The sequence below is a fragment of the Paenibacillus sp. FSL R5-0749 genome (assembly GCF_038595085.1).
GTDB lineage: Bacteria > Bacillota > Bacilli > Paenibacillales > Paenibacillaceae > Paenibacillus.
In genome coordinates this window covers 6,421,160-6,446,398 of sequence record NZ_CP152005.1, presented here as the reverse complement: position 1 = coordinate 6,446,398, position 25,239 = coordinate 6,421,160, and the positions used below count along the sequence as shown (strand labels likewise).

Sequence of the window (25,239 nt, the reverse complement as noted above, 5' to 3'; positions counted from 1 at the left end):
AAGTGGATTAGATATCTCCGCGCTGCTCGAACAATTGAGCGATCTCTACAATAACATGGGTTGCCTTCACCATATTGTCTACCGATACATATTCGAATTTGCCATGGTAGTTCTCGCCGCCAGTGAAGATATTTGGTGTTGGCATGCCCATATAGGATAGCTGGGAACCATCTGTCCCTCCCCGGATGGGACGAATAACAGGTTCGATATCCAGTCGGGTCATGGCTTCATGAGCAATGTCGACGATCTGGCGTACGGGTTCAATTTTCTCGCGCATGTTATAGTACTGGTCACTCAACTCAACCGTAATGCTTTTCTCTCCATACTTGGTCTTCAGTTCGTTCGCGATCTGGAGCAGATTTGTTTTGCGCTCTTCAAACTTCTCCCGGTTGAAATCACGGATGATGTAACTCATCTTAGTCAGTTCAACGTCACCCTCCAGAGACAACAGATGGTAGAAACCATCATAACCGTCCGTGAATTCAGGAGCTTCCTCCACAGGCAGGCGTCGATTCAATTCCATCGCAATTTTCAAAGAATTCACCATCTTATCCTTCGCTGTTCCGGGATGTACATTGGTGCCTCGTACGGTAATTTTGGCGGCTGCTGCATTAAAGCTCTCGTATTCGAGCTCGCCAAGTGGTCCGCCATCAACCGTGTACGCATATTTGGCTCCAAAAGCAGCTACATCGAATTTGTGCGGTCCACGGCCAATCTCTTCATCCGGGGTAAAAGCAACCCGAATCTTACCGTGTTTTACTTCCGGGTGCTCAATCAGATAGGCCATCGCGGTCATAATCTCGGCAATGCCTGCCTTATTGTCTGCACCAAGTAACGTTGTACCGTCGGTTGTGATCAGGGTGTGGCCTTTATATTCGTGCAGTTCCGGGAAATCCTTGTTGGACAGCACGACATCCAGTTCCGAGTTCAGCACAATATCAGCACCGTCATAGTTATCGATAACCTGTGGTTTGACATTTTTGCCAGTAAAGTCGGTCGCTGTGTCGAGGTGAGCCAGAAAACCAATGACGGGAACATTCTTGTCGGTATTGGATGGCAGGGTAGCCATGACATAACCGTTCTCATCCATCGTTACATCTTGCAGACCAATGGAGGTGCACTCTTCAACGAGCAGTTTGCCCAAGGCCAGTTGGCCGGGTGTGGAAGGGCATGTCTCACTATTTTCATCGGATTGGGTATCCATCTGAACATAAGTACTCAGTCTTTGAATTAATATATCTTTCATCTATTTTCTCTCCCTAGCTTGAGTAGTGTATAAGTTGAGCTACTTTGTTTTACACTGATCCACTACGAGTCCAGAATAACCTTGTGATCGCTGTTATCTCCAGATTCTATAAATCCATTATCACGAAGAGCTTTCTTGCAGAAAGCTTGTAGCTTCTACGGGTTATTTCCGTCCTCTGTGTTATCGTGTATCCGTTCGTCGCAACTTATGTAAATTGGGTATATTAATTATTGTGGCTCTCTAAGGTTATCATATCACGTTTTGCAGGCATTTCCAGAATGGGACAGAGCGATATATGAGGATAACTAGGTATCAAAAAGGGTACTAGGTCACAAAAATGTACGTACTTGTATTTCTATAACTGAGGTTCATAATAAATGATGAAGAAAGGATGGGTTCTAGACATGCCATTTATCACGGTTAAGGTACTGGAAGGCAAGTCCGTTGAGCAGAAACGTCAGTTGATTGAACGTATGACTCAGGTGGCTTGTGAGACACTGGATGTTGATCCGAGCAAAGTCTTTATCTTCATTGAGGATTTGGAGAAGGACAATTACGGCAAGAATGGTAAACTGTTTTCGGATTTGGACAATACGTAAGGCTTCATATATATCATGATCAAGGAACAGGAGATGCAGCAACAATGACTGAGCAACTATTTTCGCCTTATCAATTCAAAAGCTTGCAATTGAACAACCGTGTCGTTATGGCACCGATGTGCCAATATTCTGTCACTGCGAAGGATGGCATTCCAAACGATTGGCACCAGGTCCACTATGTAAGCCGTGCGGTTGGCGGTACTGGACTCATCGTGATTGAGATGACCGATGTCGATCCGGATGGACGTATTACCGATAATGACTTGGGGATATGGTCAGATGAGCATGTACCTGCCTTCACCAAACTGGTGGAGGGAATCCATGCCTACGGCTCCAAAGTTGCCATTCAGATCGCACATGCGGGACGAAAAGCAGAGGATGCACCGCAGCCGGTTGCCCCATCGGTAGTTACATTCCCAGGAGAAAAGTACAAGAAGCCGCGTGCGTTAAGTACGGAAGAGGTAGAAGCCATGGTGCAGAAGTTCGCAGATGGTGTTCGCCGCGCAGTACAGGCTGGAGTGGATGCCATTGAGCTGCACGGTGCACACGGATACCTGATTCACCAGTTCCATTCCCCGCTGATGAATCATCGTGAGGATGTATATGGTCAGGATCTGTCCCGTTTTGGCGTTGAGGTCATTCGGGCAGTGAAAAAAGAAATGCCAGCAGACATGCCGCTGATTATGCGGATTTCGGCTGTAGAATACGCGGATGGTGGATACGACATCGACCATACGATCAACATCGCCCGTGCCTACCAGGATGCAGGCGTGGACATGTTCCATATCAGTTCAGGTGGCGAAGGACCCTCGGGACAGCGGAAACCGGGGAACTATCCGGGGTATCAGGTACCCTTTGCCCGTCGCTTCCGTGAAGAACTTAACGTTCCTGTCATCGCAGTGGGTATGCTGGAGGATGCAGCATTGGCTCAGGCAGTGATTGGAAACGGCGATGCGGACCTGATTGCTGTAGGAAGAGGCATGCTTCGTGATCCGTATTGGGCGAACCATGCCGCTCTGGAACTGGGTGTCAGCAAGGATCAAGCTGCCATTGCCGAGCAATATTCTCGTGGATACTAATTTGCACTAACAGTTACACTTACACTTGCCACTCCGATGACAGAATAACCTTCCGATCGCTGTTATCCTCAGATTTTTTGATTCACTTTTCCAAAGGTGAAAATCTGAGGATAAAGGCGAACGCGTTGCTTCTTCAGGCTATTTCTGCCCTCTGCGTTCTCGTGTAAATGATCATTGCAAATCCTATATAGTAAAAAAAGAAGGCCACAGCAGGGGCTAAACCTTATGCTGTGGCCTTATCTGTATGATGAGAAGCATATAGCCTGATTGTTGGTGACTAGGCCCTTCGAGTTGCTTCATAGACGAATTTTTGATTCGACTGTGTGGGTGGCTGATCCGGGTTGAAGTCGGCGTATACTTTAATATCAGAGAAACCAATATGTTCAAGAATCAGGCGTAACTCTTCTACGCCGTACCAACGCAGAGTGAGTTGTTGCATCTCTGTAGCGACAAGTTGACCCTGATGCCATTGTTCGTAGCGGATCAGACTTCGTTTATATTGGTGTAGAAGGTTCACTTCAATGGTTGTGACTTCAACTGTAATCGTATCCCCATCGGGTAATGGAACGGTTGAAGTTTCAATTGAAGAGGGCTGTGTCACATCGGGTAGAAACAGATCAAACACAAGCCTCCCGCCAGGTTCCAAATGTTGAAATAGACTATGCAATGCGTTAATCGAAGCCTCTCTGTCTTGAATGAGGAGCAGGGAACCTCCAGGAATGATAATGGTTTCGTATCGATAGGGAAGGTCAAGCTTCTCCAGATCGGCAACAAACAGCTCGGGCATAGGTAGTGCACGCTCGGTGCAACGAGAACGACAAGAGTCAATCATATCGGTTGAATAATCAAGTCCATCCACCTTCAAGCCTGCTTCAAGCAAAGGAATGAGCATCCGGCCTGAACCAGACATGGCTTCAAGAATTCGTCCTTTGCAGCCTTGAAGATAGTGGCGATAAAATTCAATATCTCCTCCCAAGGAGTGTCCCACTGGCTTGGTTAGATCATAAACGGTGGTACATAATGGACCGTAATAACTGAATGACATGGTATAGGTATCCCCCACATTTCAATATATAATATCGAGACTGTAGAAGGGATAGAATGGAATTATCCCTTCCGGCAACGGTTGGAATTGGATTTTTCAGAGCAGACTATCATAGGAATCACGCACCTTATATGTAGTATATTCCAATTATGGGGTGAGAGCAGAATAGAGGTCAATACTTTTCTTGGCCGTTATATGAATCCATTTGACATGAATCTTAAAATCTCAAACAATGAATTAATATATCCAAGGAGGCGATACGAGTGGAATCATCATCAAGTGCATTACCGGATATCCGGCAGGAGCTTGTGCTTCATGCACCTGTAGAGAAGGTGTGGGAGATGGTCTCAACCGCGCAAGGACTGGAGGCTTGGTTCATGCCGGGCAATCTGGAACCTGTGGAAGGGCACGAATTTATATTGGAAGCAGGTCCTTTCGGTCAGTCACCATGTCAGGTAACGGAGGTTCTGCCGCTGCACAAGCTGTCTTTTCGCTGGGGTAAGGACTGGACGTTGACGTTCCAACTGAATGAACAACCGGAAGGTACGGATTTCACACTGATTCACAGCGGTTGGGATGCGGATAAACTAACTGAGTTTGGACAGGCACATGCAATGGTGCGGGAACGTATGGAACAGGGATGGGCCGGAATCGTTCAGAAGCTTGCCCAAGTGGTTAAATAATCAGTGAGATTCGATTCAGATTTATAAAAGATCATCATCTAAGTTAATTCATTCCATCAACCCCAGGACCTCTCGCTCGTTCATTCGGGTGAACAGCGGCCTGGGGTTCGTTGCTGTACCAAACCAAGATTCGGCGGAAAGAGACAGGAGACCTTCAAATTATAAGGAAGTTACCGATTATGATACGGAAACTATTTCAGTGAGCACTAGAAACGTTTAAAATGATGAATAGGAATAAAACGACAAAATTAGACGTCTCTCGCCCTTGTGGATGGAAGGAATATATAGATGAGAAAACACTGGATTATGCTGACCCTAAGCTTCATATGCATTGTCATTTTTCCGCTGGGCTGGATTGCCCAGACGATAATTAGCGAGCGGGGTAACCCCCAGGCTATGGATGGGAAAATTGATCTGACCCAATGGGACTTTGATCGCGAGGGTGCAGCGCCTTTAAAGGGAGTTTGGGATTTCTACCCTGGGCAGTTACTGAACCCGGCAGATATTGAAGCGAGTGTATCTGGACGCAAGCCATTGCCGGCTTCGTCTGGCACTCAGGTTCCGGCCCGATGGAACAAATCTCTCGGGCAAGCACATGGGTATGGAACCTATCATGTGCAAGTACAGCTTACACCCCGAACGACCAAAAACGATTATGGCATACGCACGAAGAATATACGTATGGCTCACCGGGTATTTATTGATGGCAAAGAGATTGGCGGGAATGGACTGCCAGGAAAGACCCCGGCGACAGATGTACAATTAAACCTGCCCTTTACAGGGTTCACCTCCATTGAAGGCAACACGGCTGACATTATCATTCAGGTATCAAACTATAGTTATTCTTCCGGGGGCATTGTAGCGCCCATCTTGTTTGGAGACGAACATAGTATTCTGAAAAGCCAGCAGCAGGATTGGCTCAAGGATCTGATGACCTTATTCGGTTTTATCTTGCCAGCCGCCTTTTTTCTACTTCTGTTCAGATTGCGGCGTACGGAGAAGGAGCTTCGTTTCCTCGGATTATTCAGCCTTTCCGGTGCGGTATACGCTCTGACCCATGGGGAGAAGTTACTTGGGACGTTTGTACCGTTTCTGACCAACAATGAGATGCTTCGAATTCAACTCCTTAGTTCAGCCTTTGCCTATTACTTTTTGCTTCGGTATATGGATGCTCGGGTTCCAGGAGCAGTTCATCAGTGGTTTGTACGTCTGGCTGTCGTGCTACTCGTTACGCAGACCATTGTCGGTCTTACGCTCCCACCAGCTCTATTCTCGATGCTTGAGCTTCCCATGTTGCTGATCTCGCTTGTTGTCATGCTCTACACGCTGCGAGCCATGTTCTATTGGTTAAAAGGACGGCCGAATGATAGTCACTTTGCACTGGTGAGCATGATGAGCATACTCATGGTTGTTGTGTTGCATACAATTGGTGCGTTCACTACCCTAGACACAGCGTTCCTAGCGCTGATTGAACTTTTATTATTTGTATTTGCCCAGATGATTGTGACCGCAATCCGCTTCGCCCAATCATTCCGCGACGTGGAAGCCCTGTCGGAGCGGTTGCTCGCCATCGACAGCCTCAAGGACGAGTTCATGGCAAATACGTCTCATGAGCTGCGAACTCCCCTGCATGGCATCATTAATATTGCGCAATCGATGCTGGAAGGTGCAGCCGGAGCGGTCACACCCAAGCAAGCCAAAAATCTGTCCATGATTACTTCAACCGGCAAGCGCCTGTCACTGTTGGTTAACGACATTTTGGATTTTTCCAAATTAAAAAATAGTGAGATTGAGTTGAAACGGGTAGCTGTCGATCTGGAATCCGTTGCTCGTACTGTGGTTGAAGTGTCGGGGTTCACGTTTGAGGATAAGCCGGTTTTGTTGATTCAGCAATGGCCCCAGTCGTTGCCGCTTGTTGAGGCAGACGAAGACCGTCTCCGGCAGGTTTTGTATAACCTGCTGGGCAACGCCTATAAATATACTGAGCAGGGTGAGATTCGGTTGTATGCCAGTGTTGAAAGGGATTGGGTGAAGGTATCCGTTGCCGATACGGGGGTAGGCATCGCCCTGGACAAACAAGAAGATATTTTCCGGGCGTATGAGCAGAGTAACGGAACCGTGGAACGGGTGAATAATGGAACCGGACTCGGTCTGAGTATTACACGGAAACTTGTCGAGCTTGGCGGAGGTGAGATCTGGGTTGAATCGGAGCCGGGACAAGGTTCGACCTTTCATTTCACCCTGCCTGTTATGAAATTGCCGCTGCTGCAATCTCATACGAAACCCGCTGCCGCACGATATGTTGCTGCACAAGGGGCGGGGGCGAAGGAGATTGTGACGAGAGAGTCAGATGAGCCGGAAGATCTTGTGGAAGGAGAGCATACCATTCTGATTGTAGACGATGATCCCGTCAATCGACAGGTCTTGCTTAACCTGTTATCAACGGAGCGGTATCGTGTGATTGCAGCGGACAGCGGGTCCACTGCATTGAAACTCCGTGATGAATTCCCGTCCATTGATCTGGTTATTACGGACTGGATGATGCCCAAAATGTCCGGGCTTGAGTTATGTCGCAAGCTGCGCGAGCACAGTTCCTTGTCTGAGTTGCCGATTCTGATGCTGACCGCCCGAGGGTTGCCTGAAGATATCAAACACGGATTTCAGGCGGGAGCCAATGACTTTCTGAGCAAACCGGTGGATGCCGGTGAATTGCGAGCCAGAGTTCGGACGTTAATTGAAATGCGGAGTTCGGTGCAGGAAGCTATCCGGACCGAAATGGCCTTTTTGCAGGCCCAGATCAAGCCTCACTTTCTATATAATGCACTCAATGTCATTATCGCGACCTGTGCAGTGAATCCGGACAAAGCAACCGATCTGCTGATTGAACTCAGTCATTACCTGCGTGGAAGCTTTGACTTCCAGAACAGGGAGCAGCTTGTTCCTTTGACCAAAGAGCTGGAATTGGTGGAATCGTATGTGCATCTGGAACAGGCCAGATTCGAGGAAAGACTGGTGGTTGAATATGAGGTGGAGCCGGATGTGCAGCTCTATTTGCCACCTCTCAGCATCCAGCCACTTGTGGAGAATGCCATTCGACACGGCGTGATGGAGCGGGCAGCCGGCGGGACAGTTCATCTTAGGATTTTCAAAGAGAGTGAGCATGTGGTCGTGCAGGTCCAGGATGATGGTGTGGGTATCCCTCCCGAGCGTATGGCTCAGGTCAAGTCTGGGAAAACCGAAGGTCCTGGAGGTGTCGGGCTGCAAAATATAAACCGCCGCCTGATGTCTCTCTATGGTCAGGGACTGGAGATTCATAGCCATGTGGGTAAAGGCACACAGATCCGGTTCCGCATCCCTGTGCAAAAGGTGGATTATACCAAATAGTGTGCCGAGTTAAGCATTTATGGTTAACAGACTAGGGAGGGGCTGAAAACTCCGAAGGAAGCAGATTTTGCCGAATTTTCGTTCCAAGCCAGGAAATTTTACGCAGGCGTGTCGGGGCACGTCAAGGGAAAGTGACGCAGCAGGGGGCGAAAAGGCGGTAAAAGATGCACTTCAGCGAGTTTTGAGACACGACCTAATAAGCGGATGCCGATAGAATCGGCATTCTAATTGAATCTTTCATGGCAGGAGGCTGAAAGAACGGTGAGAGCCATTGTGATCGATGATGAGAAGCCAGCGCAGCTCCATCTGGAGCGCTTACTACGGACAGACGGACGGATTACATCCGTGCAATGTTTTTCAACAGCTCGTGATGGTCTTCATTTTCTGGCAAAGGAACGTGTAGATGTTGTGTTTTTGGACATTGGAATGCCGGAAATGAATGGCCTGGAAGCGGCTGAATATATACAGCAATTGGATCAGAGTATTCGTATCATCTTTGTGACGGCTTATGCGGATCATGCGGTTGAGGCATTTGAGCTGCATGCACTGGATTATGTGCTTAAGCCGGTAAGCTCCGCACGATTGGCCAAAACCATTGATCGGATCGCGGGCATAATGTCGTATCATTCCCAGGTTGCAGCTAGCGCCGAGGTACAGGCATCGGAACCTGTCTCTGTGGAGCTGGATACCGAGGTTCCGGGGCTGCTAACGTTCAAACATCTGGACATCTATAAAAGCCTAGAACAGGGTGCCGAGAAACATAAGTGGCGTACAACCAAAGCGCAGGAACTATTTGCTTTTTTGTTTCATCACAGGGAAGAGTGGGTAAGCAAGGAGATTCTGCTTGATCAGCTATGGGGTGATGTTTCCCAGGAAAAAGGTCTAACACATCTACATACCTCCGTGTACCAGATTCGAAAGCTTTTTAAGGAATGGAATATGACAGGCAAGCTGGAGTACAATATGAACCGCTATCGTCTGTTATCAGGCAACCTGGTAAGTGATGTGGATCAATTTGAGAAAGCCATGGTCTACAACGCCATCACATCAGACAATATCGATGATCTGAGACATATGATTCCACTCTATCGTGCCGATTATCTGGAAGAGCATGATTATCGTTGGGCACAGGCCAAAGCAAGGGAACTCAGACGCAAGTATACAGGGCTGGTTATGGACATCGCGAGATGGGATATGGAGCATGGTCGTGGCAAGGAAGCAATTGAGCAATTAACGTTATTGCAGGAACGGGAGCCTTATTTGGAAGAAGTCTGCCGACTCATGATGGAAGTGTATGCATCTATGGATGATCAGCAAGGCATACTTCGTTTATATCATTCATTTACATTGACATTAAGTGAGGATCTGGGGCATCAGCCGGAGCCGGAGACAAGCCGGTTATATCAGAATCTGACGGATAAATAAACGAAGTTCAGACAGGAGGGTGAGGCATGAAGCTATTCATACACCGCAAAGATCTGCGTACGGATGATCTGGCGGCATTTGATTATTTGCGGGAACACGAAGAAGAGAGTGTGCATGTTCTCATCTATGATCCATTTCTCCTGCGGCAAGGCCGAGAGAAGGAACACAGCGGTGTGAATTTTAGACAGCATGCAGCGGCATTAGGCAGGCAGTATCTTGAAGCCAAACGAAAACTGCATGTTGCTTATGGCAAACCGGCTGAAGTGGTTGATTTTATCCTGAACGAATTCAAAGGCGAGATGAATGAGGTTGTGGTCCATCGGGACATGACGCCATATGCAATTGAGCGGGATAGGGCCATACGCAAAGTCAGTGAGGCATACGAGGTTCCCTTTACGCAACTGACGGATCATCTGCTGATGGATCTGAATGGATTCGCGAATTTCACGGGCAAGTCGGAGCCTTATAAGGTATTTGCGGCTTTTCATCGGCGGTGGGTGGAATTCATGAATGAACATCCCAATCCTCCTTCGGCAACAACGGTTGCCGAGTTGAAGGTGAGCGATCGTCCGATTGAATGGCCGGATGCGATGATGGTTCCTTCAGAGTTGCTGGAGGGCAGTGGTTCGAATGACGAGGACCCGCATCTCCTGCTGGATCAATTCTTATCGGATCGAATTGCTGAATATGGGGATCATCGGGATGAATATGAGGCTTACGAGCCGAGTCATCTCAGTTCGTATGTAGCGGTTGGAGCCGTGTCGATCCGCAAAATGTACGATGCCGCGAATCGCACGGCGGAAGCTGGAGAGTGGATCAGACAGCTGTGCTTCCGCGACTTTTATCTGTATCGGGCGGTCTATGAGAGTCACTATTTTACATATGAAAAGGTGTATGATCTCTCGTCACTCCATGATAATCATTTTGAACGGTGGTGCAGGGCAGAGACGGGCATTCCAATTATTGATGCAGCCATGACGGAACTGAATAAAACCGGGCATATGCCAAATCGGTTGCGGATTCTCACGGCGATGTTTCTCACCAAAAACCTGCAATGTCCGTTTACCTTGGGTGAAGCCTATTTCAGGCGCAAGCTGAGTGATTATGACAACATTCAGAACCGGGGTAACTGGCTATGGTGTGCCTCGCTTGGGGAGAATGCGGCTCCGTATTTTCGGGTGAACAACCCGGTAACGCAATCCGAGAAATATGATCCGCAAGGCGATTATATTCGTAAGTGGTTGCCTGAATTGAAAGACTTGCACAGCAAAGACATCCATCAGCCGCGCAAGGATGCCATTGTGGATCTCAAGGCATCGAGACAGTCAGCAATTGAGGTGTACAAACAGATTTTGGCGAGTCGTGGGAAGTAGACTCGGGCAGGGCGAGTTTAGTGTCTAACCAGATTTACCATTCTCATCCGGACGAACCAACAATAATTTGGTTGAAAGCAGGATGTTCGAAAGACCGCGTACTCGCGGTCTTTTTTACATATATAGACATGAAAATAGTGTGAAATGTGTTGAAAATTTAGGAATTATTAAGAAATTGGACTACCCATCTTAAGCAATATGGCTTTTAATAGATAGAGAGCTTTAATGTATTAAGTCATATCTGACATATTGACGAACATATGAAGGAGAAACGTGAACATGAGTGAAACACTGAAAAGAGAGCGAATTCCAGAGCTGAATCTGGTACGTGCCATGGCAATTATCGGCGTACTATGCGTGCACTCCACATCTTATGCGACGGTGGACATGACGGGCTCAGGCTACTACTGGCTGTACAACTTTATTAATATTTTTATGAAATATGGTACGCCAACCTTTATTTTTATGAGCAGTTTCGTACTGTTCTACAACTATTATTCCCGTCCGCTGGACAAGAAACTCGTAAGTAATTTTTACAAGAAAAGATTCGTGTATATATTGCTTCCGTATTTCCTGTTCTCATTGATGTATTTTGTTATTCTGCACTTCACGCACTATCAGGGTCGACCGTTCGGCGAAACGGCTGTAAGCTTCATAACGAAATTGTTTACGGGGAAAGCATATACGCATCTGTACTTTGTATTCATTAACATGCAATTTTATCTGTTATTCCCATTGGTGTTATGGCTGCTCAAGAAGTATCCTTCTGTGGTGAAATGGTCTGTACCAATTGGTCTATTGATTCAATGGGCATTCATCGTAAGTAATAAATATGGATTCCAGGTACCCAACAAGGGAAGCTGGGCGTTCTCGTATTTTTCCTATTTCATGCTGGGTGCTTTTATCGGGGTGTATTTCCCTAAAATCAAGCAATGGTTCGTCATCAGTCGGGCCAATGCAACCAAAGGGCGCGTAGCTTCATGGATTCTGCTCTGGGCGGTGTGGATCATTGCCGGACTTGGCCATGTGTATATCTATTATCTGCTGCGTCTGAAGATCGCAACGTATAACACGCTATGGTATGAATTCTTCTGGAATGTTCATACTTTCGCCTGTGCCCTGGTCCTGATCCAGGTCGCTTATCTGCTCTATCGCAAAGGGCCATCACTGATCGTGAAGCCGCTAAACCGGCTTGGAGCTCTGTCGTTTGGGATCTATCTGATTCATCCATTCTTCCTGCTGGTGTATCGTGAATTTCCACCGCAAACAGGAGTCTCCTGGTTAGTGCATCTGTGGTATGCCGGAGGATTCGGGGTAGCGCTGATCGCTTCGTGGATTGTCGTTGGATTGACGGCAAGGTTCGTTCCCTATGCGTGGGTCATCTTTGGCAATCTGCCGAAACCGAAACCGCGACTGGTACCTCAACAGAACTCGGGCCAACTGGACGTTCGTTAAGATGTATTTCCAACACAGGAATAATAAACCGTTTCTTGGTCGACCTTAGGGGAGAACAAGGAGCGGTTTTTTTTATCTATACGATAATCTGGATTATGGGGAACGAGTGTTTCTTTTTCATGGTTGAGGGGTAATCATATGGCGGAACGTTAATACATTATAGATAACAGGGTTAAGGTGAATAACATGACAACATGCGAAAAATGCGGGAGACCGATGCAGGATATATTGGAATATGTGGAACACATTCTTCACGAATGTAATGAACAGGCACAGGAGTACAACTCGAAAGATTATCAGGCCTATGGCCATGAGGGTGTTCACGAGCAGATGTGATACAATAGAAAGAAACCGGATTCATACGGAACCGAGGTGACAACATGGAGACGGGTCCAGCCCCTTTCCGGCAAGGAAAGACGGAACAAGAAGCGCGACTGAGCAAAACGTGTATGTATTGCGGACAACAGCGGGCGATGTCCGAATTCCGGCGCAGAACCGGAAAGCGGGCAGGTCCCGGAGCCAGGCGGGGAGCCTGCCGAAGCTGTCGTCAGCTCGGTGGACAGGCTGAACGTGGTACTCGTTCAATCGGGCATACAGGTGAACAGATAGAGCGTCAACGGGATGGAATGGTCGCCCGTGCTGCGGTTACGGACAGATCATCTGTCTCTGCGAAAAATGAAGCAGGTCAGATCGCTCATGGTATGGAGCGGGGATCTATTATGTCAACTGAGCCGGATCGAAGTCGAGTGCCTGAGCCCACATTGGACTCGACATCTTCGGATGACGATGAACACGCTGACTTGGTGATTTCCTCCCCCCCTTCTTCAGGAATTCGGAAGAAGCGGAGAAGACGGAGGAAGAGCAAGCCAGACGGAATGCAAGGTAATACGCAGAAAGAGGCTAGTCTGGAGCATGATGGTTTGGCGGGTGAGGCAGCAACCGATCTGGCTAAGCCACAGCCAGGCGATCGCTGGCGTGGGGAAATGCAGTCGCAGGACCCTGCTGCTGCGAATGCAAAGGGCACTGCACAGCGGGCTGGCGCGCGAGCAGCCGCTGCAGTGCAGGCCGCCGAACAGACTGCGGCGGCCCACCAAGCTCTGCTGCCTGCTGAGCCGCAAGGCCCGGCAGCAGAGCCCATGGCTGCGGATCAACCGACCGCAGCCAAACGCAAGCGCAAGCGCCGCCGCAAGCGTGCTGGCGCGCTCGCGCCCGGCGCAGGGCAGGCCCGCAGCATCGCTGCTGAGGCCCATGCGCCGGCACTGAGCGACCGTGGCGATGCAACCACGGTCGCTGCACCGACGGCGGCGGAGGCACAGCCTGCCGCCACCGGGCGTGAGCCTGGGCAAGCGCCGGGGGCTGCTGCGGAGGCAGGGCCTCCTGCGCCCGTGCGCCAGCCTGGCTCGCCAGGGTCCAAGCCGCGCCAGGCGCGCAAGGAGCGTGCGCCTAAGGCGAACGGCGAAGACGCTGCCCGCGGTGCATCCGGGCAGCGGCCCGCGCATGCCAGCCGTAGTCACGGGGCTGGCACGGATGGCCGTCCTCGCCGCCAGACGCCGGCGGCTCCGGCAGCCATCGATCCGGAAGATCCGGCTTCGCTCCGGACCAACCGACAAGGCATGGTACGGATGCGCGGCAAAACGGACAAGGGACGTCGCTGGCATCAAGAAGTGGACATGGAACTTGCGGTCACCCTGGTCAAGGAAAAAGCTGCTGTGGTGGTCAATCGGTACACGATTCGCCGATTGTTCAGCAACAAGGATTTCAAGCGGTATATTCTGACGCGGGATCACTATACCTGTTACTTCTGTGGATCGTACGGGGATACAATCGACCATCTGCTGCCGCGTGCCAAAGGTGGACATACCACCCCGCTTAACTGTGTCTGCGCTTGCAATCTCTGCAACCAGTCCAAAGCGGCAATGGATGCTGAAGAGTTCATGCGTTCCGGGATTCCTGAATGGAATGCTGCCCATCAGGCAGAGTTGATTGAACTCGCAATGCAGGAAGCACAGCTGGAAGAAGGATGATATACTCCCGAAGATAACATCGGGTTTTAATATGAAGAGCACACCAAGACCACTAGAGGGTCGAGGTGTGCTTTTTGGATTTCATTTTGATTTCGGTGGGACGTCAGTTCACTGTGCGATAATTTCTTCAAATTGACAACGTTGTTCATGGAAGATGTACGTTATACTTGGAGTGAGTTGTGAAAGAAGCTTCATCATTCACTTGAATGATGAAAGGTATAGTGAGCATCAAACCTAAGAATGTAGATTGTATAGATTGGATGGATGCTAATGACCCCGGCAGCATTGGATATTATGTCATATATTACGGAAGAAAATATTCGTTTCTGGCTGGAGAAGTTTCGCTCTTTCGGCCCGTTACCGGGAATATTGCTTACGTTTATGAAATCATTTGTGCCGCCACTTCCAACGTTGTTGATTGTGGGCGTGAACGGTGCGGTATACGGTCTGTGGGCAGGGTTCTTATATTCATGGATTGGCATGATTCTCGGTTGCACCGTGACATTTCTGATCGTACGGGAGATCGGGAAATCTGCCTTTGTGGAACGGTGGGCACGCAAACCTCGTGTGCAACGCAGCATGGTGTGGATTCGGAGGAACGCGTTCGGGTATGTCTTTCTGCTCAGTATCTTCCCGGTGGGTCCGTTCGTCATTATTAATGTGGCGGCAGGGATCGCGCGAATGCGGTTATTATCCTTCCTGCTTGCGGTGGGCTGTGGTAAAGCGATCATGATCTTCTCTGTGACGTATATCGGTTCCAATGTGGAACAATTTCTGGAGCACCCTGCACGCTGGGTGGGCGTATTGTTGTTCATTGCGGTTTCCTTGTGGGCAAGCCGCAAACTGGAGCGACACTTTACCCGGTCATCGTCAGATGGTGAAGAGTTGAGTGATCTGAATCAACCAACTGGAAAATCAATCTCCTCATAAACAAAAGGAATATCAGTGTTCAGATATTTAATCTCTGTCAATATTGACGTTAGCTTGAAGGAGGATCAGCATGATTGATGATATCTTTGCTTTCAGTCGAGTGTTGAATCGCATGAATGAGAATGACCTTCGTTCAGCTCTGCGTGTGCTTTATATGAAATCAGCACAGGTGGTCAAGCGGCAGGAGGAGCAAGGTGAAAAGGTGGATTTTGCCGATGTGGTACAGTCTCTGTTTCGGAATATGGAACCCCCTTTTGATCTGGAATTGCTGGAACAACAAGCTCTGGCTGAGACCGACAAGACAAATGAAATGCATATTACGTTTGGAGAATCACCTCTGAGTAGTCTGAAAATGGGAATGAGCACTTTACCTAATCAGGAAAAGCGGAGCTTTTTCTCTATGGATGATGATTATGCTGTGGGCCCGTTAGGTGATCTGACTCATCGTGCAGAACTGCAGCGCAGGCATCTCTGGCTGACCGAACGAATGTGTCTCAGTGACCGCGAGGCTTATGCCATGCATGAACTTGAATCATTAATTGAGCTTAACTCCACAATGCAGTCTCTCGATTCCAAGACGTCAATCATCATCTGGTATTCGAATAATGCACGTGAGAAGACGGGACTACTCTATGCGATGCATTTATTACGCGACAGTAAGAGTCCTATATATCTGATCGAAACGAGCGGCTTATATCAGCAATTATTTAATACACCTGACATTCAATATGATGTGCTCCACACAGGCGAGATTCTTCCTGAGAAGCTTCTGGCGATGTGGCACGTCTGCTCTGAGCAAGAGCCGCTGTCCAAGCAAGAACGCCTGCAACTGGAGCAGGATTGGTTGGAACTCTCGGTACAGCCCGGACTATTGCGTATGATGGAGAATGGCGAGATTCAAAGTCTGCCTGAAGATGCGTTGGACGAGTACATTATGCAGAAGGTAAGGGAACTGACACCGAACTGGGAGCCAGGCAAGTATATCCGAGCAGCTCGTATTGTGGGCGAAGTGATTGGGACGAGCAGCCAGCATATAGGTGATGCGTTCGTGGAGTACCGTCTACGACAACTGGTGCTGCAAGGCCAGCTTGAGATGGATGGAAAGCCACTTGCAATGAGGTATTACAGTGTTCGGCTTGCCGAACGCTGAAAGGGCCTAAGGCTGAAACTGACAGATAGAAAACAAGCTACGTGATCGAAAAGGTTGAAATAAGACGAAGACCTGAGCGTTTCCTTCCTCATACAAGAAGATAATCACAAAGTATCTCGAATTCCAGCTTTTTAGAATTCCCACTTAAATAGACTGTTCTCCGGTGAGCAACTCCTACATGTCCGGGGAACAGTCTATTTGTTTTTCGTGAAGTGCTGAACCAGCATCGTCTGAACATTGTCCAATACCTTTCCAATACCATTCATTTTTATGATCTTCATTCGTATTATGGCTTCTTCCCACTCCAAATTTCCATTAGAGGACCATCCTGCCCATAGACCGGATCGGTATCCGGAATCGGAACCTCTTGGATTTCCTGAAGAGCCTTGGCGCGATCGTTTTCTTCACCTGTACGTGTGTTGTAACTCATACCGCCTGGGTAGGCACCCGCAATACGAAAATCGGCGCTGGCCTCCAGTCGTTTATGTCCTGTCCCGGCAGGAAGCACAACAACGTCACCTGTTTGAAGATAAACTTTCTGCCCATGTTCTCCGCCTAGAATCAGTTTCACGAATCCACTCACCACCGCAAGAGCTTCATGAGCATTACTATGATAATGATGATAATTGAACACACCATTCAACCAGCTATTTCCCCATCCATGACGGTTCAGCAACGATTCTGCATGAAGAGCCTCTTCAGCCCATACGTTTTTATACAAAAGCACAGGCAGGGTCGGATGATTGGGAATCACACCGTTATCCTGAAAATATAACGTCTCTATATTCTTTTTCCAATCACTCATCTCATATCACCTCATGATAAATTACCCGATATCCGCAAGGACGAACAAAAAACAATTGTAAAATGATACAAAATGTATCATTTTAAGGTTATACTCAGTACATAGACTCTCTTCAATGCACTCGTTGTATAAATCGCAAGGGGGAATCGTGTGTGAACATTGTGATTACAGGGGCTTCTGGATTTGTAGGATTCAATCTGTCACAGTATTTGGCGCAAAAGGGACATCGAATTACCCTTCTGGATCGGGATGATTATTGTCAGAGGCTCGTTCACGTCTCTCCTCTGCACGAGATGCCGTTCATCTGTTGTGACCTTGCATCGGACCGGATTCATCTGCCTTCTGGAACAGATTACATTATTCATCTGGCAGCCATGCCTCACGTGGATTATTCGTATCATCAACCCGGGGAAGTCTTCCGCAATAATACGCTCAGCACCCAGGCTATTTTACAGTATGCTACCGAACATCACATCCCTGTCTTGCTGGCATCATCTGTTGAAGTGTATGGCGGAGATTGGGGCAGGGTCTATCATGAATCAGATCCGTATGCGCCGGTCTCTCCTTATTCTGCGTCCAAAGTCGCCTGTGAAATGCTTGCTCATTCCTACGCACAATGTTACCAGCTTCCAGTCAAACTCTTTCGTTTGACCAACCTCTATGGTCCGTGGCAATTGCCAGACCGTATTATTCCTCGCAACTTCGGTCGGATGCTGGACGGACTTCCTCTGGATATTCAGGGATCGGCAGTGCGTGATTTCTTGTATGTAGATGATGCCCTCCGGGCCATTGAACAGATCATGCTAAAAGGCAAAGACGGACAGGTATATAATATATCGACAGGGCTTGGAACAACCATGCAGGAGATCGGGGATATATTGAAACCGATGGATCGATCCGTAGCTGCTGTAGAGATTCGGGAGCAAGAGCCAACCCAGTCCAGAGGGTCCAGTCTGGTCGTACATTCAGGTAGATTACGGGCGGAATTGGGATGGTTACCTCAAACCACATTGGAAAAGGGACTGGAAAAAACCTTCCGCTGGTATCAGGAACATCCTGAATGGGTCAGACAATTCAGCCGTGAATATCATACAACAAGGGAAACGCGCAGTTTCATTATTGATATGGCAAGATACACAGTTCCAGCCGTATAAAATGCACAAAAAAAGCCAGGGAAGGGTGTATTGAGTAACACCTTCCTTGGCTTTTTTGCGCCTCCGTCTCATCTTCCGTTTTCTCCGAAAAGGGACGGTTAGGCTATTTTACTTCGATCTATTGCACGAAGTCTTCGTGCTTCTTGACCTCACATCAAAAGGATCTAGTGATCTTTTTTAATGTCGGCAATTTTATCCTGTACAGCACCTTTGGCTTTGTCTTTCTTACCCTCAGCCTGAAGGGATCTGTTATTGGTTGCATTACCGATCTGATCCTTCACTTCGCCTTTGGCCTTGTTTACGCCTGCTTTGATTTTATCGCCAGTTGAATTACTCATATCGAACATCTCCTTCGTTGTCTGGTGTAGTCCTTATTAACCGGGATGCCAGCATTCTAAACGCCAAAGGTTTAACCCAAGTTTTGCATTCGCAGTCGAAGAGGTTCATACTTGAGCTAGAAAAGATATCTCCACGATGGAATAAGGCTGAGCTCAACGCTGCATAATAACGACAGTGACCAATTTCGTTGCGCGAAATGATTGGATTTGGAAAAAATTCCTGTAAATATTCAGCAAACCAATCCTTCCTTGTGTACATATCGCACATCTGGTCATATGTGATCTTGTCTTAATACCACATGTGGTAGGAAAGCGGATCTTGGACAGGAGGATTGGCGGCCTTGGCTTGCCTGAACGGGTTGACAAAAAAATCGATTTTGTTACAATGTTCACAATATCTTCACAAGTGTAAAAAATTTCTTTTTCATGTTCATGTGTAAGAGGTGTAATATAAGGGTATAGAGTTCGGTTTCGGCCTGCTTGTCGTTTTGTGCGTCAACACATGTTGTCCGCAATAGATCCAAGATACAATGCATGATGTGGAAGTAGCCATGAGCTACGCTCATCCTATTGTGTGAAATTTGGTACATTTAGATGTATTCGATGTATTTTGTGGTTCGGCTCTGCTTGACAGGCATCATGAAAGTCGCGGACTTCTATCCCAAAGTAAAGGAGGACTTTCTCTTATGTCACAATCGCCTACTCAACAAGAGGTGCCAGTTACAGAAGGTGCCAACGTTTCCGAGCGCCAGTCCTTGGACGTTCTGGATCAACTGATGAAGCCTGAGGTACAGGAGTCTTTAACCGTTCTGGTGGAGAACCTGCCTAAATTGGCTGAAATGGTTACTGCTATGACGAAAGCTTATGACTTTGCACAAAGTGTAGCAACAGACAAAGTTCTGATCAGCGACACAATGAGCGCAATGGGCGAGTTCGCTAAGCCTGTTGTAGACAAAGCTAAAGGTGTAGCTTCTGCTGCCATCGAAGCCAATGACCGTGCGCAAACAGAGCAAACTTCAGTTGGCTTGTTCGCTATGCTGAAAATGCTCAAAGATCCAAACGTACAACAATCGCTTCGTTTTGCTCAATCTTTCCTGAGCATCCTGAACGAGCGTCAACAACCGAAACGTTAAGACTTAGAAGAACGGAGGATGGATATGTCGAAGCAAATTTTGATCTTGGGTGGAGGATACGGCGGTCTGTTGACTGCATTGACTGCACGTCAATACTTGTCTCCGGAAGAAGCGACAATTACTGTCGTTAACCGTTACCCTACACACCAAATTATCACGGAACTGCACCGTCTTGCAGCAGGAAGCATTGCTGAACAAGCTGTTGCTCTTCCACTTGAAAAATTGCTGCGTGGCAAAAACGTGAACTTGAAAATCGATACGGTGGATACAATCAAGCCGGACGAGAAGAAAGTTCTGATGACTAGCGGCTCCACATACTCTTACGATGCACTTGTCGTTGCTCTGGGCAGCGAAACGGCATTCTTCGGAATTCCGGGATTGCAAGAGTACAGCTTCACGCTCAAATCGGTTAGCGATGCAAACCGTATTCGTGCACACGTTGAAGCTCGTCTTGATGCTTACAAACAGTCCGGCAACAAAGCAGACGCTACGTTTGTTATTGGTGGCGGCGGCTTGACAGGTATTGAGCTTGTTGGCGAATTCGCTGACCTGCTCCCTGCAGTATGTCAAGAAAAAGGGATCGATTTCAAAGAAGTATCCCTGTACACGGTTGAAGCAGGTCCTTCCATTCTGGCAGGTTTCCCGCCAGAGCTGGTTGAGCGTGCGAAATCAAGTCTTGAGAAACGTGGCGTTAACTTCATCGTTGGCGTAGCGATTACCGAGATGAAAGAAAATGAAGTTCTGCTGAAAGACGGCAGCTCCATCCCTACGAATACACTCGTATGGACAGGTGGCGTACAAGGCAACGCTGTTGTTGCTAACAGCGGAATTGAAGTGGATCGTGGCCGTGCGAAAGTTACGGAAGTTCTGCAATCCACTTCTCACAAAGACGTGTTTGTTGCTGGTGACAGCGCAGTGGTCTTCCCAAGCGAAGGCGCTCGCCCTTACCCTCCAACAGCACAATTGGCTTGGCAAATGGGTGAAACCATCGGTCACAACCTGGGCGTAATGTTCAAAGGTGGCGCAATGGAATCCTTCACACCAGTATTCTCCGGTACGCTGGGAAGTCTGGGTCGTAAAGATGCTGTCGGCATGATCGGTGGCAACCAGACTCGTCTGAAAGGTCTGCCTGCAACCATGATGAAAGAAGCAAGTAACATCCGTTACCTGGCTCATATTCACGGTTTGTTCGCACTGGCTTACTAATCTTAAATGCTATTCAAGGGCGCCCTTTTGGGCGTCCTTTTTGGTTGTCAGTGGATGGTCAATGTGAGATCGTGTATAAACCACATATGGGATATGGCATATTAATGGGACAACGGAAAAATTCACATTTCAGAGATGTACTTAACGAATATGAACCTGGAAGCCGGCGCTTAGAAGCGCCGGCTTTCGTTTAAATTATAGATGAGTATCTATATATTTATAACGAACGGATAGTTGCAACAAGTGGTCCGTTCAACCGAGAGGAGAAATGACGTATGAACGTTTTAGTTATAGGAGCAAATGGGCAAATCGGTAAGTTTGTGGTAGAGCAGCTGGCACAGGAAGGCAAACATAAGGTAACGGCCATGATCCGCAAACCAGAGCAGGCGAATGCATTGAAGGAACTCGGTGCCGATGTGGTGATCGGGGATCTGGAGGGCAGTGTGGAGGACTTGACTGAAGCCATGAAGGACCATAATGCCATAGTGTTTACAGCAGGCTCTGGCGGATCTACGGGTCAGGACAAAACTCTGTTGATAGATCTCGATGGAGCAGTGAAAACGATGGAAGCGGCAGAGCAGCAAGGCATCTCCAGATATATTCTGGTCAGTGCATATGGTGCGGATCAACGGGAGAAATGGTCAGAGTCCATCAAGCCTTATTACGTGGCGAAACACTATGCGGATCGTGCTTTGTTTGCAAGTGATCTGAATTACACCATTATCCGCCCGGGTGGTCTGAAGAATGAACCAGGCACAGGCAAGATTGCGGTAGGGACTGATCTGGAACCCGGGAGTATTCCGCGTGAAGATGTGGCCCGCGTCATCGTGGCTTCTTTGCAGGAAGAGAAGACATACAGGATGGCCTTTGATCTAATTGCTGGGGAGCATCAGATTGATGATGCCTTGGGCAAACTGTAAAAGGTATTGTAAGATAACGGGAGAATGAAATGATGGGAATGAGGGGGAGCGCTGCATGAACGAAGCCGTGCTGGTCATAGAAGATGAGCCCAAAATAGCACGTCTGCTTGAACTGGAATTACAGTATGAGGGATATCAGGTAGGCAAGGCGGGGAGTGGAACAGAAGGACTGGAGAAGTATGGGGAAGGTCAGTGGGATCTGATTCTGCTTGATGTGATGCTGCCTGGCCTGAGTGGAATTGAAGTGTTGCGCAGAATTCGGGCCAAAGATGCTACAGTTCCGATTATTATGCTCACCGCCAAAGATTCCGTGGAAGATAAGGTATCTGGCCTGGATCTCGGAGCCAATGACTACATCACCAAGCCGTTCCAGATTGAAGAGCTGCTTGCCAGAGTTCGGGCCGCATTGCGTCTTGGGGCAGTGGCATCGGTTGTTTCTTCCGCTTCTTCGTCTACACCTGCTGATACAGGCAATGACTCGCCTGGACATAAGCTTGAAGCTGATGCAGGCTGGTTGACGGCTGCCGGGTTGAAACTGAATGAAGGAACGCGAGAGGTATCCCGAGATGGTGTGGCCATTGAGCTTACGCCACGTGAGTTCGACTTGCTCGTGTATCTGCTGCAGAATCAACGTCAGGTGCTCAGTCGTGACCAGATTGTGCAGGCCGTGTGGGGATACGATTATTATGGAGATACCAATGTGGTGGATGTGTACATCCGTTATGTGCGCAAAAAGGTGGATAACGGATTCACACCGCCCTTAATACATACCGTACGGGGCGTAGGTTACGTCCTGAAGGAACAGTCATGAGCCTGCGCAGTAGAATCTACGGATATTCGTCTGTATTATTTGCTGTGCTGTTAATCGCGGTGAACCTGTCCGTCTATATCGTGTTTGAACGAATGTCGATTGATAACGAGGTTAATCGGGTGGAAGCGGAAGCGGAGTCCATTGTCAAAGGAGTGCGTCAGTCTGCCGGCTCCATTCCGCCGGATGACTTGCTGCGGGCCTACGCGCCTGTGAACGGCATGCTTCGGATCGTCAATGAAGACGGCACCAGTTCTCCGGTGACGACAACGTCAGCCTCCGAGCAGCTGAGCAAGCTGCCATATAAGTATGAAAGTGAGAAGAAATCAGAGTATACCCAAGTGGAACAGGTTGGCTATGTGTGGGTTTCCGTCCCGGTCATCTGGCCTGATGGTGAGGTGGTGAATGTACAGGTCACCGAGAGCATTGCAGAGACGGAGAATCGTCTGTCGGTACTGCGTACCGTGCTGGTGGCAGTGACGATTATTGCCCTGATTCCGGCCATTATCTCCAGCCGAATTCTCGCGAACCGGATGACCAGACCGATTCAGCAGATGACACGTACGATGAGTGACATTCAGTCCAGCGGACAATTCAAACGTCTTCCTCTGGAGGAAGGATCGAAGGATGAATTGAAAACGATGGGACAGACGTTCAACCGGATGATGGACCTGCTCGAATCCAACTTTGAGCGGCAGGAGCGATTCGTATCGGATGCATCTCATGAACTCAAAACGCCGCTGACCATTATTGAGAGCTATGCCAGTCTGCTTCAGCGGCGAGGGAAAGAACGTCCCGAGGTATTTGATGAAGCAGTGGAAGCGATTCTGTCCGAATCGGTTCGCATGCGGGAGATGACCGAGCAACTGTTACTGCTTGCGAAGCAGCCGGAGCAGTGGAATGTACAGTTGGAGCGAGTGGATATCACGAGACTTGCGATGGATTCCACACGTGCGTTTCGCGAAGCCTACCACCGGGAAGTTCGGTGTGTCGATCCAGGTCCAATCTGGGCAATCAGCGATGAGAGCAAGCTGAAGCAACTGTTGTTTATTTTGCTGGATAATGCCCGGAAGTATAGTGAAGATGCCATTGAAGTCAGGATTGAAGCCAAGGGGCAGGAGTGCCGAATTCGAATCGTGGATACCGGGATTGGTATGCGGGAGGACGAGCTGGAGAAGGTATTTGACCGATTCTACCGGGTCGACCCGGCCAGAACACGCAGCTTGGGCGCAAGTGGTTCAGGTCTGGGATTGTCGCTTGCCAAAGAACTGGCAGGTGCAGTGGGAGCCCGGATTGAATTGAGCAGTACCGAGGGTGAAGGTACCGAGGCTTCAATTATTTTGCCTTTATCGGTTCAGAACGGCCCGCTCTCATGAAATTCTCATTCTTCTCTTATATACTGATAGGCACCAGATCAACTGGAGAAGATAGGAGAGCTATAAGGGGGAAACACGATGACAGAGCATGAGCAGCGGCCACCAGAAATGAAGCGGCATGAACAGGGCAACAGTGGATGGGCGAAATCGCGCAGATCACTCTGGTGGGGTTCAGGGCTTCTCATTGTGCTGATTGTGGCAGCATTTGCTTGGTGGAAGCCTTGGCAATCGACTGGAGCGGTACTTACGGCAGATGCGGCAGCCCAATCCGTACTGGATCAATATCCGGGCGAGATTGTGAATTCCACGTTGAAGGACGGGACGTATATCATGCAGCTCCGTTCGGAGACCGGATTATATGACGTTCAGGTGGATGCCGTTACGGCTACCGTGAATTCCATCAAGCGACTGGAGTCCAACCCGCAAGCGGAAGAAAAGACGTTATGGAGCCGCGAGCAGATCAAGACGGCGTTGTTAAAACAACAAACGGATAAGCAATTGGTCTCGCTTGAACTTGTGGAGCAACAAGGCAGTCCGGTATACACTGCGATAGTGAAGGCGAAGGATAACAGCCGTGAAGAACTCACGATTGATCCATATACGGGAGAGACGATATCTTCCAAAACAATAGCAGCCCCAACAACTGAACCAACAAAGGATGATCCCAAGCCCCAGTTTCTGAGCGAGAAACAAGCCAAACAGAAGGCACTTACGGAGGTCCCGGGGGAAGTGGACGACATCGAATTGCGTGGAACCAACAGCGGGAATCCGTATTATCTGGTGGAAATTGATCTTGAGGATGGCCGGGAGGCCATTGTGCAAGTGAACGCGATCTCGGGAGCCATTCGTTCGGTGACATGGGATGAGGACGAGGATTAAAATTTAAAGTTCAGAAGAAAACCCTTTGAATACAGGGTAAAATCGCTTCAAAGAGATGATTCCTTCATTTTAGGGGATCATCTTTTTTCAATTACATGGACAATGAATCCCCCTTAAATGAGCAATCTCCTCATTTTCTCATCAAATTCTAATCTAACTCTCGCTGATCTCTCATTCCGGCAGGTTATTCTATGAATGTAGACGAGAACGAAACAACATACGAGGAG

Annotated in this window: 21 protein-coding genes and 1 pseudogene; 18 read left to right on the top strand and 4 right to left on the bottom strand. The window is 48.5% G+C overall.

Translation table 11 applies throughout. The features are described from left to right. Nucleotides 1–7: 7 nt before the first annotated feature. Nucleotides 8–1,246, bottom strand: coding sequence for a peptidase T (gene pepT, locus MKY85_RS28730; RefSeq protein WP_342571379.1), 1,239 nt, complete (start codon nt 1,244–1,246; stop codon nt 8–10). Between the two features lie 404 nt (nt 1,247–1,650). On the opposite strand from pepT, the gene MKY85_RS28725 reads away from it, so the two are divergent. Beyond that, nucleotides 1,651–1,845, top strand: a complete 195-nt coding sequence (locus MKY85_RS28725) for a 2-hydroxymuconate tautomerase family protein (protein ID WP_342571378.1) — start codon at nt 1,651–1,653, stop codon at nt 1,843–1,845. 44 nt (nt 1,846–1,889) lie between these two features. Then, the gene (locus tag MKY85_RS28720) at nt 1,890–2,924 is read left to right on the top strand and encodes an NADH:flavin oxidoreductase/NADH oxidase (RefSeq protein WP_342571377.1); all 1,035 of its coding nucleotides are present in this window, start codon (nt 1,890–1,892) and stop codon (nt 2,922–2,924) included. A gap of 277 nt (nt 2,925–3,201) precedes the next feature. Here the strand turns inward: MKY85_RS28720 and MKY85_RS28715 are convergent, their stop codons facing one another. Continuing rightward, nucleotides 3,202–3,969 (bottom strand): class I SAM-dependent methyltransferase, encoded by a 768-nt coding sequence (locus tag MKY85_RS28715; RefSeq protein ID WP_342571376.1) that lies wholly within the window; start codon nt 3,967–3,969, stop codon nt 3,202–3,204. A 257-nt stretch (nt 3,970–4,226) separates the two neighbouring features. Between MKY85_RS28715 and MKY85_RS28710 the strand changes: the two genes are divergently transcribed. The 9 genes and pseudogenes from MKY85_RS28710 (at nt 4,227) to MKY85_RS28670 (ending at nt 16,393) form a co-directional block, all read left to right on the top strand. Then, the gene (locus MKY85_RS28710; RefSeq protein ID WP_342573501.1) at nt 4,227–4,652 is read left to right on the top strand and encodes an SRPBCC domain-containing protein; all 426 of its coding nucleotides are present in this window, start codon (nt 4,227–4,229) and stop codon (nt 4,650–4,652) included. Nucleotides 4,653–4,940: 288 nt separating this feature from the next. Beyond that, nucleotides 4,941–8,036 (top strand): ATP-binding protein, encoded by a 3,096-nt coding sequence (locus MKY85_RS28705; protein WP_342571375.1) that lies wholly within the window; start codon nt 4,941–4,943, stop codon nt 8,034–8,036. Between the two features lie 261 nt (nt 8,037–8,297). Continuing rightward, entirely contained in the window at nt 8,298–9,461 is a 1,164-nt protein-coding gene (locus tag MKY85_RS28700) for a response regulator (protein WP_339257896.1), read from the top strand. A 26-nt stretch (nt 9,462–9,487) separates the two neighbouring features. Then, complete coding sequence (locus MKY85_RS28695) at nt 9,488–10,834, top strand: deoxyribodipyrimidine photo-lyase (RefSeq protein ID WP_339257895.1); 1,347 nt, start codon at nt 9,488–9,490, stop codon at nt 10,832–10,834. A gap of 279 nt (nt 10,835–11,113) precedes the next feature. Then, on the top strand, nt 11,114–12,289 hold the full coding sequence (locus tag MKY85_RS28690) for an acyltransferase (RefSeq protein WP_339238651.1): 1,176 nt from the start codon (nt 11,114–11,116) through the stop codon (nt 12,287–12,289). 186 nt (nt 12,290–12,475) lie between these two features. Next, on the top strand, nt 12,476–12,625 hold the full coding sequence (locus tag MKY85_RS28685) for a hypothetical protein (RefSeq protein WP_210109379.1): 150 nt from the start codon (nt 12,476–12,478) through the stop codon (nt 12,623–12,625). Nucleotides 12,626–13,878: 1,253 nt separating this feature from the next. Continuing rightward, nucleotides 13,879–14,313: pseudogene (locus MKY85_RS28680) on the top strand (HNH endonuclease); the annotation flags it as partial. A 270-nt stretch (nt 14,314–14,583) separates the two neighbouring features. Continuing rightward, nucleotides 14,584–15,243, top strand: coding sequence for a TVP38/TMEM64 family protein (locus MKY85_RS28675; RefSeq protein WP_339257894.1), 660 nt, complete (start codon nt 14,584–14,586; stop codon nt 15,241–15,243). 70 nt (nt 15,244–15,313) lie between these two features. Further along, a complete protein-coding gene (locus tag MKY85_RS28670) occupies nt 15,314–16,393 on the top strand; it encodes a DUF1835 domain-containing protein (protein WP_342571374.1) in 1,080 nt (359 codons plus the stop codon). A gap of 286 nt (nt 16,394–16,679) precedes the next feature. On the opposite strand, the gene MKY85_RS28665 is transcribed toward MKY85_RS28670, so the two are convergent. Continuing rightward, nucleotides 16,680–17,198: a cupin domain-containing protein gene (locus MKY85_RS28665; protein WP_342571373.1), complete on the bottom strand. Its 519-nt coding sequence runs from the start codon at nt 17,196–17,198 to the stop codon at nt 16,680–16,682. Between the two features lie 152 nt (nt 17,199–17,350). Between MKY85_RS28665 and MKY85_RS28660 the strand changes: the two genes are divergently transcribed. Then, nucleotides 17,351–18,352, top strand: coding sequence for an NAD-dependent epimerase/dehydratase family protein (locus tag MKY85_RS28660; RefSeq protein WP_339238645.1), 1,002 nt, complete (start codon nt 17,351–17,353; stop codon nt 18,350–18,352). Between the two features lie 164 nt (nt 18,353–18,516). Here the strand turns inward: MKY85_RS28660 and MKY85_RS28655 are convergent, their stop codons facing one another. Then, nucleotides 18,517–18,690 carry a CsbD family protein gene (locus MKY85_RS28655; protein ID WP_091012520.1) on the bottom strand — a complete coding sequence of 58 codons (174 nt, stop codon included), beginning with the start codon at nt 18,688–18,690 and terminating at the stop codon, nt 18,517–18,519. 686 nt (nt 18,691–19,376) lie between these two features. On the opposite strand from MKY85_RS28655, the gene MKY85_RS28650 reads away from it, so the two are divergent. The 6 genes from MKY85_RS28650 to MKY85_RS28625 all read left to right on the top strand — a co-directional run bounded on the left by MKY85_RS28650 (nt 19,377) and on the right by MKY85_RS28625 (nt 25,012). Beyond that, entirely contained in the window at nt 19,377–19,823 is a 447-nt protein-coding gene (locus MKY85_RS28650) for a DUF1641 domain-containing protein (RefSeq protein ID WP_017691658.1), read from the top strand. A gap of 24 nt (nt 19,824–19,847) precedes the next feature. Next, nucleotides 19,848–21,029, top strand: coding sequence for an NAD(P)/FAD-dependent oxidoreductase (locus MKY85_RS28645; protein ID WP_036606574.1), 1,182 nt, complete (start codon nt 19,848–19,850; stop codon nt 21,027–21,029). Between the two features lie 275 nt (nt 21,030–21,304). Continuing rightward, nucleotides 21,305–21,949 (top strand): SDR family oxidoreductase, encoded by a 645-nt coding sequence (locus MKY85_RS28640; protein ID WP_339238644.1) that lies wholly within the window; start codon nt 21,305–21,307, stop codon nt 21,947–21,949. 55 nt (nt 21,950–22,004) lie between these two features. Continuing rightward, on the top strand, nt 22,005–22,760 hold the full coding sequence (locus MKY85_RS28635) for a response regulator transcription factor (protein WP_339238643.1): 756 nt from the start codon (nt 22,005–22,007) through the stop codon (nt 22,758–22,760). Beyond that, entirely contained in the window at nt 22,757–24,133 is a 1,377-nt protein-coding gene (locus tag MKY85_RS28630; RefSeq protein ID WP_342571372.1) for an ATP-binding protein, read from the top strand. The genes MKY85_RS28635 and MKY85_RS28630 overlap by 4 nt, the downstream gene beginning before the upstream one ends. A gap of 78 nt (nt 24,134–24,211) precedes the next feature. Further along, complete coding sequence (locus MKY85_RS28625) at nt 24,212–25,012, top strand: PepSY domain-containing protein (protein WP_342571371.1); 801 nt, start codon at nt 24,212–24,214, stop codon at nt 25,010–25,012. Nucleotides 25,013–25,239: the final 227 nt, after the last annotated feature.

Bases quoted from the DNA above. Each gene is read 5' to 3' on its own strand.
- pepT (WP_342571379.1), bottom strand. From the start codon at position 1,246: ATGAAAGATATATTAATTCAAAGACTGAGTACTTATGTTCAGATGGAT.
- MKY85_RS28725 (WP_342571378.1), top strand. From the start codon at position 1,651: ATGCCATTTATCACGGTTAAGGTACTGGAAGGCAAGTCCGTTGAGCAG.
- MKY85_RS28720 (WP_342571377.1), top strand. From the start codon at position 1,890: ATGACTGAGCAACTATTTTCGCCTTATCAATTCAAAAGCTTGCAATTG.
- MKY85_RS28715 (WP_342571376.1), bottom strand. From the start codon at position 3,969: ATGTCATTCAGTTATTACGGTCCATTATGTACCACCGTTTATGATCTA.
- MKY85_RS28705 (WP_342571375.1), top strand. From the start codon at position 4,941: ATGAGAAAACACTGGATTATGCTGACCCTAAGCTTCATATGCATTGTC.
- MKY85_RS28695 (WP_339257895.1), top strand. From the start codon at position 9,488: ATGAAGCTATTCATACACCGCAAAGATCTGCGTACGGATGATCTGGCG.
- MKY85_RS28690 (WP_339238651.1), top strand. From the start codon at position 11,114: ATGAGTGAAACACTGAAAAGAGAGCGAATTCCAGAGCTGAATCTGGTA.
- MKY85_RS28685 (WP_210109379.1), top strand. From the start codon at position 12,476: ATGACAACATGCGAAAAATGCGGGAGACCGATGCAGGATATATTGGAA.
- MKY85_RS28675 (WP_339257894.1), top strand. From the start codon at position 14,584: ATGACCCCGGCAGCATTGGATATTATGTCATATATTACGGAAGAAAAT.
- MKY85_RS28670 (WP_342571374.1), top strand. From the start codon at position 15,314: ATGATTGATGATATCTTTGCTTTCAGTCGAGTGTTGAATCGCATGAAT.
- MKY85_RS28665 (WP_342571373.1), bottom strand. From the start codon at position 17,198: ATGAGTGATTGGAAAAAGAATATAGAGACGTTATATTTTCAGGATAAC.
- MKY85_RS28655 (WP_091012520.1), bottom strand. From the start codon at position 18,690: ATGAGTAATTCAACTGGCGATAAAATCAAAGCAGGCGTAAACAAGGCC.
- MKY85_RS28650 (WP_017691658.1), top strand. From the start codon at position 19,377: ATGTCACAATCGCCTACTCAACAAGAGGTGCCAGTTACAGAAGGTGCC.
- MKY85_RS28645 (WP_036606574.1), top strand. From the start codon at position 19,848: ATGTCGAAGCAAATTTTGATCTTGGGTGGAGGATACGGCGGTCTGTTG.
- MKY85_RS28640 (WP_339238644.1), top strand. From the start codon at position 21,305: ATGAACGTTTTAGTTATAGGAGCAAATGGGCAAATCGGTAAGTTTGTG.
- MKY85_RS28635 (WP_339238643.1), top strand. From the start codon at position 22,005: ATGAACGAAGCCGTGCTGGTCATAGAAGATGAGCCCAAAATAGCACGT.
- MKY85_RS28630 (WP_342571372.1), top strand. From the start codon at position 22,757: ATGAGCCTGCGCAGTAGAATCTACGGATATTCGTCTGTATTATTTGCT.
- MKY85_RS28625 (WP_342571371.1), top strand. From the start codon at position 24,212: ATGACAGAGCATGAGCAGCGGCCACCAGAAATGAAGCGGCATGAACAG.